18 protein-coding genes are annotated in these 17067 nt (G+C 61.0%); 2 read left to right on the top strand and 16 right to left on the bottom strand.

Going from position 1 to position 17067, the window contains the following annotated elements; all coding sequences use genetic code 11:
• Positions 1 to 6: 6 nt before the first annotated feature.
• Both CFB10_RS06590 and CFB10_RS06595 read right to left on the bottom strand, forming a co-directional pair.
• Entirely contained in the window at positions 7 to 645 is a 639-nt protein-coding gene (locus CFB10_RS06590) for a bifunctional 2-polyprenyl-6-hydroxyphenol methylase/3-demethylubiquinol 3-O-methyltransferase UbiG (RefSeq protein ID WP_020011784.1), read from the bottom strand.
• Positions 646 to 726: 81 nt separating this feature from the next.
• Positions 727 to 1665 (bottom strand): AraC family transcriptional regulator, encoded by a 939-nt coding sequence (locus CFB10_RS06595; RefSeq protein ID WP_020011783.1) that lies wholly within the window; start codon positions 1663 to 1665, stop codon positions 727 to 729.
• A 182-nt stretch (positions 1666 to 1847) separates the two neighbouring features.
• On the opposite strand from CFB10_RS06595, the gene CFB10_RS06600 reads away from it, so the two are divergent.
• Positions 1848 to 3065: an MFS transporter gene (locus CFB10_RS06600; protein WP_020011782.1), complete on the top strand. Its 1218-nt coding sequence runs from the start codon at positions 1848 to 1850 to the stop codon at positions 3063 to 3065.
• Positions 3066 to 3133: 68 nt separating this feature from the next.
• On the opposite strand, the gene CFB10_RS06605 is transcribed toward CFB10_RS06600, so the two are convergent.
• The 5 genes from CFB10_RS06605 to ytfQ form a co-directional block, all read right to left on the bottom strand.
• Complete coding sequence (locus CFB10_RS06605; protein WP_020011781.1) at positions 3134 to 3868, bottom strand: FadR/GntR family transcriptional regulator; 735 nt, start codon at positions 3866 to 3868, stop codon at positions 3134 to 3136.
• 18 nt (positions 3869 to 3886) lie between these two features.
• Positions 3887 to 4867, bottom strand: a complete 981-nt coding sequence (gene yjfF / locus CFB10_RS06610; protein ID WP_003506538.1) for a galactofuranose ABC transporter, permease protein YjfF — start codon at positions 4865 to 4867, stop codon at positions 3887 to 3889.
• The gene (locus CFB10_RS06615; protein WP_020011780.1) at positions 4864 to 5907 is read right to left on the bottom strand and encodes an ABC transporter permease; all 1044 of its coding nucleotides are present in this window, start codon (positions 5905 to 5907) and stop codon (positions 4864 to 4866) included. The genes yjfF and CFB10_RS06615 overlap by 4 nt, the downstream gene beginning before the upstream one ends.
• The gene (locus CFB10_RS06620; protein ID WP_020011779.1) at positions 5907 to 7430 is read right to left on the bottom strand and encodes a sugar ABC transporter ATP-binding protein; all 1524 of its coding nucleotides are present in this window, start codon (positions 7428 to 7430) and stop codon (positions 5907 to 5909) included. The genes CFB10_RS06615 and CFB10_RS06620 overlap by 1 nt, the downstream gene beginning before the upstream one ends.
• A 75-nt stretch (positions 7431 to 7505) precedes the next feature.
• Positions 7506 to 8465 carry a galactofuranose ABC transporter, galactofuranose-binding protein YtfQ gene (ytfQ, locus tag CFB10_RS06625; protein ID WP_003506544.1) on the bottom strand — a complete coding sequence of 320 codons (960 nt, stop codon included), beginning with the start codon at positions 8463 to 8465 and terminating at the stop codon, positions 7506 to 7508.
• Between the two features lie 521 nt (positions 8466 to 8986).
• Here ytfQ and CFB10_RS06630 point away from each other — a divergent pair.
• Positions 8987 to 10807, top strand: coding sequence for an IlvD/Edd family dehydratase (locus CFB10_RS06630; protein ID WP_020011778.1), 1821 nt, complete (start codon positions 8987 to 8989; stop codon positions 10805 to 10807).
• A gap of 138 nt (positions 10808 to 10945) precedes the next feature.
• Here CFB10_RS06630 and CFB10_RS24190 read toward each other — a convergent pair whose 3' ends face one another.
• The 9 genes from CFB10_RS24190 to CFB10_RS06675 all read right to left on the bottom strand — a co-directional run bounded on the left by CFB10_RS24190 (position 10946) and on the right by CFB10_RS06675 (position 17058).
• Entirely contained in the window at positions 10946 to 11173 is a 228-nt protein-coding gene (locus tag CFB10_RS24190; RefSeq protein WP_020011777.1) for a hypothetical protein, read from the bottom strand.
• 37 nt (positions 11174 to 11210) lie between these two features.
• Positions 11211 to 11615: a VOC family protein gene (locus tag CFB10_RS06640; RefSeq protein ID WP_020011776.1), complete on the bottom strand. Its 405-nt coding sequence runs from the start codon at positions 11613 to 11615 to the stop codon at positions 11211 to 11213.
• Positions 11612 to 12118: a helix-turn-helix domain-containing protein gene (locus tag CFB10_RS06645; protein WP_020011775.1), complete on the bottom strand. Its 507-nt coding sequence runs from the start codon at positions 12116 to 12118 to the stop codon at positions 11612 to 11614. The genes CFB10_RS06640 and CFB10_RS06645 overlap by 4 nt, the downstream gene beginning before the upstream one ends.
• Positions 12119 to 12184: 66 nt before the next feature.
• Entirely contained in the window at positions 12185 to 12373 is a 189-nt protein-coding gene (locus CFB10_RS24000; RefSeq protein ID WP_003506556.1) for a hypothetical protein, read from the bottom strand.
• A 164-nt stretch (positions 12374 to 12537) separates the two neighbouring features.
• Positions 12538 to 13656 (bottom strand): alanine--glyoxylate aminotransferase family protein, encoded by a 1119-nt coding sequence (locus CFB10_RS06655; protein WP_020011773.1) that lies wholly within the window; start codon positions 13654 to 13656, stop codon positions 12538 to 12540.
• A 9-nt stretch (positions 13657 to 13665) separates the two neighbouring features.
• Complete coding sequence (locus CFB10_RS06660) at positions 13666 to 14445, bottom strand: ABC transporter ATP-binding protein (protein ID WP_020011772.1); 780 nt, start codon at positions 14443 to 14445, stop codon at positions 13666 to 13668.
• A complete protein-coding gene (locus CFB10_RS06665) occupies positions 14442 to 15245 on the bottom strand; it encodes an ABC transporter ATP-binding protein (RefSeq protein WP_020011771.1) in 804 nt (267 codons plus the stop codon). The genes CFB10_RS06660 and CFB10_RS06665 overlap by 4 nt, the downstream gene beginning before the upstream one ends.
• Positions 15242 to 16072 carry an ABC transporter permease gene (locus tag CFB10_RS06670; protein ID WP_020011770.1) on the bottom strand — a complete coding sequence of 277 codons (831 nt, stop codon included), beginning with the start codon at positions 16070 to 16072 and terminating at the stop codon, positions 15242 to 15244. Before CFB10_RS06670 ends, CFB10_RS06665 begins: the two co-directional genes overlap by 4 nt.
• Positions 16069 to 17058: an ABC transporter permease gene (locus CFB10_RS06675; RefSeq protein WP_026363941.1), complete on the bottom strand. Its 990-nt coding sequence runs from the start codon at positions 17056 to 17058 to the stop codon at positions 16069 to 16071. Before CFB10_RS06675 ends, CFB10_RS06670 begins: the two co-directional genes overlap by 4 nt.
• Positions 17059 to 17067 lie beyond the last annotated feature (9 nt).

The raw sequence follows: 17067 nt of genomic DNA on the forward strand, positions 1-17067 counted from the left end.
CTCAGATCACCTTTTGCGCGCCACGATGTAAGGGCGATTGTCATTGCCCTTTGTCGCGTGGATTTCCGTGGCCAGAATGTCGAAGCCACTGGCGTCTATATGCCGTCCGAGCTCAACCGTGCTGAACACGCCCGCATAGGGCGCTTTTCCGATCAAACGCATCGCCGGCAGGACAAGGCGGATAAACGGGTTCATATCCCCGACGCAGGGTGTCTTGGTGATGAACAGCCCCTGCGGCGCAAGCAGGGAATGAATATGCTGCAATGTGTCGGGCAGGTCGCGGAGCAGATGAAGATAGTTGAAACCCAGCACCGCGTTGAACTGGCGAGGGCCGGGCACAAGCGTTTCCACGGTCGCAGTACTGAAAACGAGATTCGGTAGAGCACCGGCGGCGTGTTTTCTGTCCTCGGCGATTGCAATCATGTCGGCGGAAATATCCGTCGCGAGATAGTCTTCGACACTGCCAGCAAGCCGGATTGCCGTCGTCCCGGTGCCGCAACCCAGTTCCAATACCCTGTCATCCGGGTTCAGCAGGGCGCGGCTCCGCTCCAGCGTGCGCTCATATCCGGCTTCATCCGAAATCCTTCCCTTCGCATATTTCCGAGCGGTCCGGTTCCAGAAACGGGCGTCGTCGGCAATATTCATGGCGGATGCTCCCCGGACGGCGTCCTTCCACTTCGGGCGGATATGCTCTCACGCGATATCCTATCCGGTTTGTCTGAGTTTTTAAGCCGCATCCTCCAGCCCGGCCGTATCCTTCCTGCGGAACTGGCTGGGGGGCGCGCCGAGCACGCGTTTGAAGGCGCGGCTGAAGGAGGCTTCGGAATCGTAACCGAGTTTCTCCGCCGCCAGCGTCACGCGCATGCCTTCGCGCAGCCACAGCCGTGCCTGGTGCATGCGCACGCGCACCACATAACGCGCCGGGCTTTCGCCCACCACACGGGTGAAGCGCTCCGCGAAACTGGAGCGGGAAGCGCCCATCAGGGAGGCAAGCTCCTCCACGCTCCAGTCCTTTTCGGGATTGAGGTGGATGGCGGCCAGCACCCGCCCGAGTTCGGGGTTGCGCACCGCAGCCAGCCAGCCGCTGGAATCGCCGCAGCCATACTCCACCCATGTGCGGATCAACGTCGCGGTCAGCACATCGGCAAGCCTTGCCAGAATGCCGCCCGCGCCAACGCGGTTCAGTTCCACTTCGCGCGTCATGGCCTCCAGCAGGTGCGGAATGGCCGGGTCGCTTTTGGCGAGATCGCTGGTCAGCATCACATCCGGCATCAGCTGCAGGAGGGGGTGCAGGTTATCCATGTTGAAACGCATCGAAGCGGTGAAGGCGACAGTATCGCCGCCGGCGCTGGCGCATTGCAGGTCGAAAACGCCCTGGCAGACTTCCTTCTTGCCGAAACGGTCGAAAGGGGTAGGCGTCACATTCTCGCCGCTACCCAATACATGGGCGTGGCCGCGGGGCAGAAGAACGGCGTCGCCGCATGTCAGCGTCAGCCACTCGCCGGAAGGTTTGCGCAATTTCGCCTGGCCGACGCCGATGAAATGGAACCGTGCCGCTTCCTGCTCGGGAAAAGCAGTCGCCCAGGGCGTGGCCATGCGGCACCGGCCGTATTCCACGCCGTCGAGCCTCAGGCCACGCAACATTTCCGTCAGGGCATCATTCATGGCGCTCTCGCAAATTCGGATGTTTGGTTAAGGAATATGGATTTTCTAGCATGGAAACGCCGGGCTGTCACGCATAGCTTACGACCATTGATTTGCAGAGGCTGAGCCGGCCTCCCACCGGTTTCACCATTTTGCCATTCCGTTTCAGAGCGCATCCCTGAAATGCGCATCAGGAGATTTTCATGAACAACCGGACCATAAACGAACTTGAATATGTGCCGCGCAAGACGGAGCCGGATGCGAAGTGGGCCGCCGTGGTTTCGCTTTCGCTCGGCGTCTTCGGGCTGGTGACGGCGGAATTCCTGCCGGTCAGCCTTCTCACGCCGCTTTCGGCCGATCTCGCCGTCAGTTCCGGCATTGCCGGCCAATCCATTACCGTCACGGCGCTGGTTGCGGCGGTCGCCGGCCCCGGCGTCGTCATCGGTACACGCAGCATCGACCGCCGCTGGACCTTGCTCGGCCTCACCACGCTGCTGATCATCTCCAGCACTTTGGCCGCCTTCGCAAACGGCCTCTTCATGCTGTTTGCCTCGCGCGTCCTGCTCGGCATCGGCCTTGGCGGCTTCTGGGCCATGTCCGCGGCGCTGGCACTAAGACTCGTACCGCTTGATAAAATGCCACGTGCGATGGCCATCATCCTGACAGGAGTTTCGGTCGCCACCGTCTGCGCCGCGCCCGTGGGCGCGTGGATCGGCGCGACACTTGGCTGGCGTTCTGCCTTCGTGGTTGCAGGTGCGCTCGGTGTCATCGCGCTTCTCACGCAATTGCTCACTGTTCCGTCGCTGCCGCCGGCTGGCGCACCGGGTCTTTCCACCATGTTCCGCCTGTTGCAGCGGCCGCAGGTCCGGATCGGCCTTCTGACGACGCTGTTCATCGTTGCGGGTCACTTTGCCGGCTTCACCTATGTCCGTCCGTTCCTGGAAGATGTGACGCTTCTTGGCGTCGAGGCGATTTCGCTCGTCCTTCTGGTTTATGGTGTCGGCGGCTTTTTCGGTAATCTCTTCGGCGGTTTCCTCTCCGAGAAAAACACGGCATGGGCGGTGACGTTCGCCGCCACCCTGATCGCCGCATCGGCTTCCGTTCTGGTCGTGGCGGGTGCGTCGCCCCTGATTGCCGGCCTTGCCATAGCCTCCTGGGGTTTTGCCTTCGGTGCGCTTCCAGTCAGCGTGCAGAGCTTCATCACCCGGGCCGCTTCCGACGAAGCCGAAAGTGCCGGCGCGCTGCTGCTCACCACGTTCCAGATCGCGATTTCCAGCGGTGCGGTTCTGGGCGGTCTGCTGATCGATCTTCAGGGTGCGACGATGGTCTTTGTCTTCGTGGCGATTGCCGCCCTTCTCGGTGCTTCGCTGATGGCGTCGCGCCGCGGTGTGGTCCCGCAGGTCGAAGCGTCGCAGGGGTAAGCTAAGCCGCGACAAAAAAGACCCGCCTTCGAGCGGGTCTCACGAGAAGCGCAGGCGTTATCGCGTCTTTAGGGCGCCTTGATCGCGTTCTGCGTCCGGTCCTTGCCGACCTCGATCACATGGCGCATGGCTTTCACCGCCGCATCCGCGTCACGCGCCGCAATCGCGTGTACGATACGCAGATGATTGGAGGCGATCTCGGCGATGGTGCCGGGTGAAGCGGCCGGTGACGAGAGCTGGAAGGATATCGCAAGTGCGGCTTCGATCAGCCCGCTTGCCGAGCGCATGAAGGGGTTGCCGGACATATGCGCGACCGCAAGGTGAAATTCGAGATCGACCTTGGCGATGCTTTCCGGCGTATGTTTCGGATTGTCGAATTTGGCGGCGATGACGTAAAGGGAAACGATATCGTCATTGGAGGCCTGCAACGCCGCTGCTGCTGCCGCCGCCGGTTCCAGCGCCAGGCGGATCTCCGCCAGATGCGTGACGAATTCCTGATCTATGCCGGCCTCGCAGCGCCAGCCCAGCACGTCGGGATCGAAGAAGTTCCAGCTGGAGCGGTCTAGAACGCGGGTGCCCACCTTGGCCTTGGGCTCCACCAGCCGCTTGGCCGCCAGCGTCTTCATGGTTTCGCGCAGCACGGTGCGGGAGACGCCGAACCGCAAGGAGAGTTCGGCATCATTGGGCAGCAGGGAGCCTTCCGCAATCCTGCCCGAGACGATGGCGCTGCCGAGTTCGGAGACCACATGGGCGTGGCTGTTCCGGCGTTTTCGCCCGCTTATCGTCGTTTCGAGCAGCCCCAAGCATGCCTCCCTTGGCAATTATGCCGGATGTGGTCCGGCCAGTCTCCTGTTTGAATACCAGATGATTGCGCGCTGCAACACGATGAAGACGAAAAGCAGCACACCGATGACGATTTTCGTCCACCAGGAAGAAAGCGTCCCGTCAAAAACGATGTAGGTCTGGATCAGCCCCTGTATCAGAAGGCCGATGAAGGTTCCCGCCACCAGCCCCGTACCGCCGGTCAAAAGCGTCCCGCCGATGACGACGGCGGCGATGGCGTCCAGTTCCACGCCCACCGTCGCCAGCGAATAACCTGACGAGGTGTAGAGCGTATAAACGATGCCGGCGAGGCCCGACAGGAAACCTGACAGCGCATAGATGCCGATGGTCGTTGCTCCGATCGGCACGCCCATCAGCTCGGCCGACTGCGGATTGCCGCCGAGCGCATAGACATTGGCGCCGAACCGGGTACGGCTGGCGATGAGCATGCCGGCGGCGAAGACGAGAAGCATCAGCATGGCCAGCGCCGTCAGCCTGCCGCCGCCCGGAAAGCGGAAATAAAAGCCCTGTATCGCATCGATGAAGGGGTGCGAAATCGGCACAGACTGGGTGGAGATAAGGTAAGCAGCACCACGCGCCAAAAACATGCCCGCCAGCGTCACCACGAAAGGCGGGATCGACAGGAAGCGGATCATCGCCCCCATCAGGCAGCCGAACAGCGTTGAGACCGCCAGCACGATGGCGAAGGCCAGCAGCGGATGGATGTTATAGGTGCCGACCATGACCGCCACGAAGACGCTGGTGAAGGCGATGACTGAACCGATGGAGAGATCGATGCCGCCCGACAGGATGACAAAGGTCATGCCTACAGCCGCGATGCCGAGAAAGGCGTTGTCGGTCAGAAGATTGCCGATCACGCGCGTCGACAGGATAGACGGATATTGCAGCACGCACAGCAGATAGGCGACCACGAAGATCGTCAGCGTGGTGAGGAAGGGCAGATTGCGGCTGTGGATCATCGCGCGGTTCCTTCCTTGGTCATGCCGTTGGTGGCGGCCGGTTTCGGGTGTGGCTTGGGCGGTCTGACGAAGCCCAGAACCGCCACGATTGCCGGCGATTGCAGGGTGAGCACCACCATGATGATGCCTGCCTTGATGATGAGGTTGAATTCCGGCGGAAAGCCCGAAACGAGGATGCCGGTATTGATGGTCTGGATGATGAGCGCGCCGATCAGCGACGCCGTGATGGAAAAACGGCCGCCATTCAGCGATGTGCCGCCGATCACGACCGCCAGGATCGCGTCCAGCTCCAGCCACAGCCCGGCATTGTTGGCATCCGCGCCGCGAATATCGGCGGTCACGATCATGCCGGCGATGGCCGCGCAGAGGCCGGAGACGGCATAGACGAAAAACAGCAGGAAGCGGGCCCGCACGCCGGCGAGCGCCGCTGCACGGCGATTGATGCCTGTGGCCTCGATCAGGAAACCGAGCGCGCTTTTACGCACCAGAAGGCCGATCAACAGCGCCGCCGCCACCCAGATGATGACGGGCAGCGGGATGCCTGCGAACGAGCCGGAGCCGATGGCGGCAAAGCTGTCATTGTTGAAGGTGAGAATGACACCCTCGGTAATAAGCTGGGCGATGCCGCGCCCGGCCACCATCAGGATCAGGGTGGCGATGATCGGCTGTATGTCGAGAAGGGCGACCAACACGCCGTTCCACAGGCCGCAGGCAATGCCCACCGCAAGTGAGATGACGATGACCGAGGGAATGGAATGGCCATTGCTGATGAGCGTGGCCGCGACCGCGCCGCAGATGGCGATGACCGCGCCGATGGAAAGATCGATACCCTTGGTGGCTATGACCAGCGTCATGCCGATGGTCAGCAGAGCCACGGGAGCGGCGCGCACGAGAATATCCACCAGACTGCCATAGAGCCGGCCATTCTGGAAAGAAACATGCAGGAAACCCGGCGAAATGATTGTAATTGCTGCCAGAATGATAAAGAGCGCGGCAAGCTGGGGAGCAAGTCTTTTGAAGCGTCGCGTCACAGCCACCATCATGCCGCCTCCGTTTTCGCCGCATCCGCAATTGCCCGCATGATGTTGTCGGCGGTCACTTCGCTGCCTTTCAATTCACTGACATGGCGGCGGTCGGAAAGCACGACCACACGATGCGCAACGGCCGTCAGTTCTTCCAGTTCGGAGGAGATGACGACGAGCGACATGCCTTCGCCGCAGAGTTTTTCGATCATTTTGAGAATTTCCGCATGCGCGCCGATATCGATGCCGCGTGTCGGCTCGTCGAGTATCAGCAGTCTGGGCTGGGTGGCGAGCCAGCGCGCCAGAATGGCCTTCTGCTGATTGCCGCCGGACAGGAATTTGATTGGCCGGTTGGGGTCGGCCGGGCGGATATCGAGCGATTTGATGAAGCTTTCGGCAAGCTCCGCCTTCTGTCGGCGCGATAGTGGCCGTGCCCAGCCCTGCCGCGCCTGAAGCGCCAGAGCGATATTATCGGTGACGGAAAAGTCGCCGATAATGCCGTCCGTCTTGCGCTCTTCCGGACAGAAGCCGAACCCGGCCGCAATGGCGGCCTCGGGAGACGAAATCGCCGCGGGTTTTCCGTCAATCATCGCCGTGCCGGTATCGGGACGGTCGATGCCGAACAGCAGGAAGGCGGTCTCCGTTCGGCCGGAGCCAAGAAGACCGGCGACGCCGACGATCTCTCCCGGCCGGATGCCGAGATCAAAGGGGGCGATGCTGCCGCGCTTGCCATAGGCTTCGAACCGGATTGGCGGCTCGCCCTCGGCGACCGTATCTTCGGTGGCCTGATGTTCGTGGGTAATATGCTGAAGCTCGCGACCGAGCATCATCGAAATGAGTTCGGACCTCGGCAGGCTGCCGATGTCGCGGGTGCCGACGAGGCGGCCATTGCGCAGTACCGTCACCCGGTCGGCAATATCATAGACCTGATTGAGGAAGTGGGTGATGATGATGATGCCGATGCCGCGGGCGCGCAGGTTTTTCAAAACCCCGAACAGCATCTCGACCTCATGGGCGTCGAGGCTGGCGGTCGGCTCGTCGAGCACCAGCACCTTGCCGGAAAGATCGACGGCGCGGGCAATAGCGATGATCTGGCGAATGGCGACGGAATAGCTGGAAAGCAGGGCGTTGACGTCGATGGAAAGCCCGTATTGGGCGAGCAGCGCCTGCGAATTCTTCTGCATCGTTCTGCGGTCGATCAGCCCGAAGCGGCGTGGCTGGCGGCCGAGAAACAGGTTTTCGGCGACCGTGAGATTTTCGAGAAGGTTCACTTCCTGATAGACCGTGCCGATGCCAAGCGCCTGCGCCTCGCCCACATTGGTGGGCGAGATTTCGCCGCCCTCCAGAAAGATCGAACCGCTGTCGCGGTGATAAACGCCAGTCAGGATTTTGATGAGCGTCGATTTGCCCGCGCCGTTTTCGCCAAGCAGGGCATGGATTTCACCGTGCCCGAGCGAAAAATCGACGCCATCGAGCGCCGTGATCCCCAAAAAGGATTTGCCGATGGCGCGTGCTTCCAGAAGTGGTGCCGTTTCGGACATTGAGCAGGTTCCGCATGAAGAATGCCATGATGGAGCGGCACGAACGACGCGCCGCTCCTTCCGAAGAATGAGGTATCAGTAACCCAGACCCTTCTTCGCCTCGTAGACCTTCATCGGATCGTCGGATGCCGTGTAAAGTTTGGATTCGGTTTGAATCCACTTCGCTGGCGCCTTCTTGTCCTTCAGATAGGCTTCGAGCGCGTCGAAGGCCGGGCCGGCCATGTCAGGCGTCAGCTCGACGGTGGCGTTGGCTTCACCGGCTGCCATGGCCTTGAAGATGTCAGGCACGGCATCGATGGAGACGATCTTGATGTCGGTTCCGGGCTTCAGGCCGGCTTCCTTGATCGCCTGGATCGCACCGACGGCCATGTCGTCATTGTGGGCGTAGACCGCACAGATGTCCTTGCCGCCGCCTTCGGCCTTGATGAAGCTTTCCATCACTTCCTTGCCCTTGGTGCGGGTGAAATCACCCGTCTGCGAGCGTGCGATCTTGATGTTCTTGTGCGAGGCAATGGCTTCTTCGAAGCCCTTCTTGCGGTTGATGGCGGGCGAAGAGCCGGTCGTGCCCTGCAATTCCACCACCTTGCAATCCTTGGAGCCGACGTCCTTGACCAGCCAGTCGCCGGCAACCTTGCCTTCATGAACCTGATCGGAGGTTACGGCGGTCAGATAAAGATCGTCCGGAGCCTCGATCTGACGGTCGAGCAGGATGACAGGGATTTTTTCTTCCTTGGCTTCCTTCAGCACGGCGTCCCAGCCGGTTGCGACGACCGGCGCGATCAGGATCGCGTCCACGCCCTGCGCGATGAAGCCGCGAACGGCCTTGATCTGGTTTTCCTGCTTCTGCTGCGCGTCGGCGAATTTAAGCGTGACGCCGCGCTTCTCTGCCTGCTGTTTGGTGACGGTGGTTTCAGCCGCGCGCCAGCCGGATTCCGAACCGATCTGCGAGAAGCCGACGGTAAGCGATTTGGCGGAAACACTTGATGCAAGGCACAGCGAAACGGCGACAGTAACTGTCGCGAGAGCTTTTCTCATCTTAATCCTCCCAGAGATGATGTCAGCGTGACGCCAACACTATGAGCATATAGTAATACTCTTGAAAAGAGGCATTTTCGCATATTTCAATTTCAGAATGGTGTTCCTGACCTCAGATTTTGAAATATATTAATTAATATCAAATGGATAAATGATTCATGTTTTGTGGTTCAAACACCCGGTATTGCTGCTGCTCACACCGCTATAGCGCTTGACAGCATATGGCTTCGTCTAATAGTAATACAAATAAGAAGATGATTTTTGCCGGAATTTCGGGCCTTGCGATCGGAATTCAATCGGCAAAAGAGGGAGGGAGATTCCTTTGCGCAATCCTGCGATGGCCGTAAATGCCGAAAAATATTCGGTTAAAGCCGCAGAGCAGCCCAAGCCTACTCGTCTGGGCTCTCACTGTCGGTTATGCGTGATCTCCGAAAGCTGATTCCATTTTCCTTGCGCACAACATAAGCTTGTCGCATTTCGTAATATTTTACCGTTGGCCACTTCCGGCTGGAGACCGCATCATGACCAAATCCGACAATCTGCCCGCAACCCAAGGCAAGGGAGGCAAGCTTCGTTCGCGCGCGTGGTTCGACAACCCCGCCAATGCGGATATGACGGCGCTTTATCTCGAGCGTTACATGAATTTCGGCCTGAGCCAGGCTGAACTTCAGTCCGACCGCCCGATCATCGGCATTGCGCAGACCGGCTCGGACCTTTCGCCCTGCAACCGCCACCATCTGGAACTGGCTAACCGCCTGCGTGAAGGTATCCGTGAAGCGGGCGGCATCGCCATCGAATTCCCGGTGCATCCGATCCAGGAAACCGGCAAGCGTCCGACCGCCGGTCTCGACCGTAACCTTGCATATCTCGGCCTCGTGGAAGTGCTTTATGGCTATCCGCTCGACGGCGTCGTTCTGACCATCGGCTGCGACAAGACCACGCCTGCCTGTCTTATGGCGGCGGCCACCGTCAACATTCCCGCGATTGCCCTTTCCGTCGGCCCCATGCTGAACGGCTGGTTCCGTGGCGAGCGCACCGGTTCCGGCACCATCGTCTGGAAGGCCCGCGAACTTCTGGCAAAGGGCGAGATCGATTATCAGGGCTTCGTCAAGCTCGTCGCTTCGTCGGCCCCGTCCACCGGTTATTGCAACACCATGGGCACGGCAACGACCATGAACTCGCTCGCCGAAGCGCTCGGCATGCAGCTTCCGGGTTCCGCCGCCATTCCGGCGCCTTACCGCGACCGTCAGGAAGTCTCCTACCTGACCGGCCTGCGCATCGTCGAAATGGTCAAGGAAGACCTCAAGCCTTCTGACATCATGACCAAGGATGCCTTTATCAACGCCATCCGCGTCAACTCGGCGATCGGCGGCTCCACCAACGCGCCGATCCATCTGAACGGTCTTGCACGCCATGTCGGTGTTGAACTGACCGTCGATGACTGGCAGACCTATGGCGAAGACGTGCCGTTGCTCGTCAACCTGCAGCCGGCCGGTGAATATCTCGGTGAGGATTATTACCATGCCGGCGGCGTTCCGGCAGTCGTCAACCAGCTGATGACCCAGGGGCTCATCAAGGAAGACGCGATGACCGTCAACGGCAAGACCATCGGCGACAATTGCCGTGGCGCGATCATCGAAGACGAAAAGGTCATCCGTCCCTATGATCAGCCGCTCAAGGAGCGCGCCGGTTTCCGCGTTCTGCGCGGCAACCTGTTCTCCTCCGCCATCATGAAGACGAGTGTGATCTCGGAAGAGTTCCGCAACCGTTACCTCTCCAACCCGAACGACCCGGAAGCCTTCGAAGGCCGCGCCGTGGTGTTTGACGGTCCGGAGGATTACCATCACCGCATCGACGACCCGTCGCTGAAGATCGACGCCAACACCGTGCTGTTCATGCGCGGCGCCGGCCCGATCGGTTATCCGGGTGCTGCGGAAGTGGTGAACATGCGCGCACCGGACTATCTGTTGAAGGAAGGCGTCAATTCGCTGCCCTGCATCGGCGACGGCCGCCAGTCCGGCACGTCGGGCAGCCCGTCCATCCTCAATGCATCTCCCGAAGCTGCGGCTGGTGGCGGTCTTGCCATCCTGCAGACGGGTGACCGCGTTCGCATCGATGTGGGTCGCGGCAAGGCCGACATCCTGATATCAGGTGAGGAACTGGCCAAGCGTTACGAGGCGCTTTCCGCCGAGGGTGGTTACAAGTTCCCTGACCATCAGACGCCATGGCAGGAAATCCAGCGCGGCATCGTCAGCCAGATGGAAACCGGCGCGGTTCTGGAACCAGCCGTAAAATATCAGCGCATCGCCCAGACCAAGGGCCTGCCGCGCGACAACCACTAAGCAAGGCCGTTTCGGCTGACCGCTTTTTAATCAGCCCCGGGGTAGAACCCGGGGCTGAAGCATTTTAAGCACCGTGCTCCACAACCACGTAAACTTTGCGGGCGGGCGAAGAGCACGATGTTTTCGTTGCTTACCTGCCTACTTCCCCGATGGGGCTGGCGGCTTTCCCAGATACGGCAGGAAGAACATGTATAGCCCGCTGAAAATAAGCAAAGTCAGCGGCAACATCGGAGCATAGACGATCACCGGTGGCGTCGGACCGAAGGCCATCGAAACGAAGTTCGCCAGAATGGTGATGGTCAGCAGAATGCCCAGCCACCGATGGCTCTGCCTTATCCAGTTTCGCAAGATCAAAGTCGCCCCCAAGAAAATGCATCCATGATGGAATGTGACACATGGCGCTTCAGCGGGCCTGAACGAGCTTCCAGCCATTGCCGGAAGGATCGCGGAAGCTCGCATCCACCGAGCCGTAGCGGGCGATCGGTTGCTGGGTGAATTCGACGCCGCGTTTGTGCATGGCGTCAAAGGCTTTCTGGCAATCCTCGACCACCAGAACCAGCGGCGGCATGGCGCCTTTGGCCACGGCTTTGTTCAGATCTTGCGCTGTGGCATCGTCAACGGTCGGAGCCTGCGGCCGAAACAGGCCCAGCTGGAAATCCTGTTGGTCCGGGTGCTGCACGGTCAACCAGCGATAATCGCCGTTGCGCGCGTCGGTGTGCACACGAAATCCAAGTTTTTCGACGTAGAATTGCAGCGCTTCGTCCTGATCATGAACGTAAAGCCCGACAACTTGAACACCATTTTTCATGAGATATCTCCCTTTCGCTCGTCGTGCCTAGCGCTTTTCGTTCGCCGGCGCTTCTCCGAAACTGCGATTGTGAGATGAGGGCGATTTGCGGCGCTGACGAAGCAATGGGGAACCTGCTCGAGATCGGCGGGCGAAACCCGCATCCGGCGCCGCAATTCACTCGGGTTCTCGCCGGTCACATCCCGGAAAACACGGCCAAATGTGCCGATGCTGTTCCAGCCGGTCTGCAGCGCGATTTCGATGATAGGAAGATTGGTGTCACGCAAAAGCGCCACGGCGCGCTCCACCCGGCGGGTCAGCAGATAGCGGTGAGGGGGTATGCCAAAGGCATCGCGAAACGATCTCGCGAAATGGGCCTGTGAGGCGCCGCTGACACTGGCAAGTCGTGAAACAGGCCACGCCTCATGGGGCGCGGCATCCATATGATCCCTGGCGCGCAGAAGGCGGCGCAGCAGTTTAAAGTCTCTGTTTGCAGAGTTTTTGTCATTTCCGGACCGGCGCATGCGCCAATCATTGAATGAACCGGCGGCCCTTGGCAAGTTTCACGCCCGGCAGGCCGCCGAGACCGCTTAGATCACCGGATAAAGCGACCAGAAGAACAACTCATATTCCTGATCGCGGTCGTCGTCATGGGACTCGTCATCAGGTCTGCGCGGCGTTTTGTCCTGAAACTCGGTTTCCACCCGCTCATTGACGACGGGCATCCTTCGGCCGATGCCAAAGAGGTCAAAGGAGAGCATGTTGAACCCTGCTACCATGGCCAGTTCCCTTCTTCACGCGAGTTAACGGTGCGTTAAGTTTCGCGCGTTGCCATGATTTCGTCAAGATTGACCGAGGAATTTGTCTACCATTTTTAACAACAATGTCGTGACCGACGTTTCACTGCTGCCGGATTTTGCGCAATGAATGTTTATCGCCATCTTCAAACGCGGTTCGGATCGGCGTCAGAATAGGCTTTTTCGGTCGCCTCCAGCGCGGAATCGGTATCTGCAGTATGGCCGAGGCTTTTCAAGGCGCTGGAGAAGGCCACGATATTGGCTTTCACCGCCTCCGGATGCGCCCGCCGGCCGGTGTGGTTGAGCCTTATCAGCCGTTCCGCGCCGGGGCCCACTCCGGCGGTAATATCCGCGCCATGCTTTTGGGATGCAGCGGCGAGGAATGTCTTGGCTTCGACGGTATCCGGCAGGATAGCGGTGGAAACGAGGGCGGAGGCGTGCGGCTCCTCCACCCAGGTCGGAATACCGAGCGCCCTGATGCCGTTCCGGGTGGCCGCCGCCGCCCTTTCGTGGCGCTCATTGGCGGATGCCAGACCTTCCGCCTCTATCCGGTCGAGGGCGGCCTCCAGCGCATAGAATTCCAGCGGCGCCGGCGTTCCGGGCAGCGCGCCGCGGCCGGCATCAAGCCAGAGTTTCTTCTGGTCCAGAAGCGAGAGCATGGAGTTGTCAGGTGCACCACCATGGGAAAGAAGCTCCCACGCTTTTTCGCTGACGGAAATGGCGGAAACCCCGGCCGGCCCGGCCAGCGCCTTTTGCGGGCCGATGACGGCGATATCGATGCCCAGCCGGTCAGCCTCGAAGGCATGTCCGCCGATGGACGCGACGGCATCAACGAGGGTCACGATGCCCCTTTGCCGAGCGAGTGCGGCGATGGCGGGCAGGGGGTTGAGAATGCCGCTTGCCGATTCCGCGTGGACGATGGCAAGAAGATCGAAATCCGGCCCTTCGTCCAACGCCTGCTCCACCTCCTTCAGTGTGACCGGCTTCGCCGGGCTGGCCGTCAGGTTGCGCACCGTCGCGCCGCCCCTTTCCAGCCAGCCGCCGAACCATGCGCCATAGGGGCTGGTAACGATGTTGAGCGCCCTCAGGCCCGACCTCGCAAGGCTTGTCGCCGCTGCCTCAAGCGCCAGAACGGCTTCCGCCTGTATGAGAAGGACGTCGTTCTCCGTGCCCATCAAGGCTGCCAGCCGGTCGGCAAGAGCGGCATAACGCTCCGCAGGAAAAGCGGGTGGGTCGAGCAGCAATGCATGATCGGGAACGGGCATGTCTTTTCCTTACGTGGTAATGGTCAGGCGCGGCGCGGCGTCTATCAGGGTTCTGGCGGTCGAGGATTGCGGCGCGGAGACGATATTTCCCGTCCTGCCGATTTCAACGATCCGTCCCGCTTCCATAATGGCGACGCGGTGGCAGACGGCGCGGATGACTGCGAGGTCGTGGGAGACGAAAATACAGGAAACGGCCGTCTCCCGCTGGATTTCCACCAGAAGTTCGAGGATTTGCCTGCGAACTGAAACATCCAGCGCAGAGACGGCTTCATCCAGAATGAGAAGCGACGGCTTGAGTGCAATGGCCCGCGCGATCGCGACGCGCTGCCTTTGGCCGCCGGAAAGCTCGAAGACCGAGCGGCTGGCATAGCTGGCGGGCAGGCCCACGCGCTCGAGGAGACGGCGTATTTCCGCTGCACGCTCGCGTCTTGCGACCATGCGATGAATGCGCAACGGCTCGCCGATGGCATCTTCGACGCTGGCGCGCGGATTGAATGCGCCATGCGTATCCTGAAACACCATCTGCATGTGTTGGCGGGCGGCTCGAAGCTTCCCGCCGTCAAGCGCCAGCCAGTCGCGGCCTTTGAAATGGATCGTGCCTTCGTCAGCCGGGATCAGCCGCATCAGAATGCGCGCCAGCGTCGATTTTCCGCAGCCGGAGGGACCAGCAAGTCCCAGTGTCTCACCGGGCTGAAGCGAAAAGGAGATGTCGGAAAGCGCCGCCACTGTTCTTGCGCCGGTGCGATAGGTTTTCGACAGTCCGTCGACGCTCAGAAGGACTTCGCTCATGACGCGGCCTCGCTGATGAGCGGCGGGGTCGAGAGATCGAGATAATCGGCAAGCAGCGCACGCGTATAGTCATGGGAGGGTTTGGAAAGCACCCGCCGTGTCGGGCCATGTTCCACCAGCAGCCCCGCGCGCAGAACCGCGATCTCGTCGGCAAGGCTGGAAGCAAGGCCGATATCATGGGTGATGAAGACCAGCGTTTTGTTTTCCTGTCGCACCAGATCGTCCAGCAGCGTGGCGATGGCGGCTTGGCTGACAGTATCGAGCGCGCTCGTGGCCTCGTCGGCAATCAGGATCGAAGGACTGGCGGCAATGGCGGCGGCAATCGCCACGCGTTGCCTCTGGCCGCCGGAAAGCTGATGCGGATAGGCACCGAGCAGATGGGAGGGATGCGGCAGCCGCACCCGCTCCAGAAGGTCACGGGCAAGATCGCGTGCTTGCCTCCATGACAGGCCGAGATGCCGCACGGCACCTTCCGCCACCTGTTCGCCGATGGTGAGAACCGGGTTGAGTGTGGCGCCAGTATCCTGAAAGATCGTGCCGATATCGCGCCCCGGCAGCGGCCTGCCGTGAAACAGGCCGCTATCGCGGCTCCAGGAGATATCACCGGAAACACGCGCGTTGCCTGGGAGAAGCCCGGCGATGGCTTTGCCGAGCGTGGATTTTCCCGAACCGCTTTCGCCGATGATCGCCAGCCTTTGCCCCTGCCGGATGGTCATCGAGACATTCTGCAACGCCGGCGCATCGCCCGCCGCATAAAAAACGCTGAGATCGTCGATCCGGCACAGCGCATTTCCGCTCATGGCGCTTGCCTCCTTGTCGCCATCGCCTTGTTGATGCCTTCTGCGAGAAGATAAACGCCGAGAACCGTGACCAGAAGGCCGATGCCGGGGATGACGGACAAAAAAGCGGCCGAGCGCAGGACGTTGCGTCCTTCCGCGATCATCGAGCCCCAGGTGACGATATTGGGATCGCCGAGCCCGAGGAAGGACAGTGCCGCCTCGGTAAGGATGGCGGCCGCGACGATGATGGCGGCGAGCGCCAGAACCGGCGGCAGGGCATTGGGCAGGATCTGCCTGAACGCAATCTCCAGCGGATGCATGCCGATGGCGCGCGCGGATTGCACATAATCGCGTTCGCGGATGCTCAACACCTGCGCCCGCATCAGCCGCGCCGGATCCGCCCATGCGCCGAGCGCAATGGCGAGAATGACAATGGGCATGGAGGGACCGATGGTGCTGACGAAGGCGAGTCCGAGCAGGAAATTCGGCACGATCTGAAAGGCGTCGGTGACGCGCATCAAAGCTTCATCCACGAGGCCGCCGGCAAATCCGGCAATGGTGCCGATGACGGTGCCGATGACCAGTGCTGCGGCGGCGGCGCCGATGCCGACGAGCAGGGAGGCCTGCGCGCCATGGGCAAGTTCGGCCAGCACGTTGCGGCCCAGCCGGTCGGTGCCGAGAGGCAGGGCGGCGTCCGTAAAGGGCGCGATCAGCGGTTCGCCGACGATGGCCAGCGGGTCGGCCGGAAAAACGACGGGCGCGGCGAGCGCCGTCATGGCAAGCAGCACCAGAATGATGGCTCCTGTGGCGCCTTCGAAACTGCGCAGCAGCCGGAGAGCGAAACTCATGCCTGTCGCTCCCCGCTGCCGATGCGCGGATCGAGAACGGCATAGAGAATATCGACGGCGAGATTGACGAGGATGACGAAGACGGCGCTGGTCAGAATAATGCCCATCAAAAGCGGCGTGTCGCGGCCGCTGACGGCTTCCTGCGCCAGCCTGCCAAAGCCGGGAATGGCAAAGACGCTTTCGATTACCACGCTGCCGCCCAGCATGGTTGCGGCCTGCAGGCCGAGCACGGTGACGAGCGGAAGAGCGGCATTGCGCGCGACATGGCGCAGCACGATCCGCCGTTTGGAAAGCCCTTTTGACCTGGCGAACAGCACGAAATCCAGCGGCCAGACCGCGGCCATGGCGGTGCGCATGACGCGCAGGAAAAGCGCCAGGTAGATGAGGCCGAGACTGGCGACCGGCAACACGAGATGACGGGCAATATCGAGCGCCCTTGCAAATCCCTGCTTGCCCGAGGCGATGGTTTCGATGCCTGAGGTGGGTAGCCATTTGAGTTGAACGGCGAAGACGATTGCGAGCACGAGGCCAAGCCAGAAGCCGGGCGTGGCGTAAAGCGCCAGCGAAAGCGTTGAAAGCACGCGATCCGTCAGCCCGCCGGGACGCGCACCGGCCACGATGCCAAGTCCGGTGCCGAGGATGAAGGCGAGTATGGTAGCGCTGCCCATCAGGAGAAGCGTGTTCGGCAACCGTTCGAGGATCAGCCCCAGCACCGGCCGGTCGAAGGCAAGCGACCAGCCGAGATCGAGCCGCAGCACCGAGCTGGCATAGAGCCAGAAACGGGCAAGCACCGAACCGTTCAGGCCATATTGCTCGCGCAATACATCCCGCAGCCCGGCATCGCCGCCGCCGATGGAGACGAGATAGGCATCCACAGCGTCTCCGGAGGCATTTTCAAGCAGCACGAACGTGAAGACGAGAACAATCAGCAGCACCGGAATGGCGCTGACTGCCCGTCGCTTCAGCAATGTCGTTGCACGCTTCACGGCGCGTCC

This window comes from Agrobacterium sp. 719_389, assembly GCF_900188475.1.
Taxonomy (GTDB): domain Bacteria; phylum Pseudomonadota; class Alphaproteobacteria; order Rhizobiales; family Rhizobiaceae; genus Agrobacterium; species Agrobacterium radiobacter.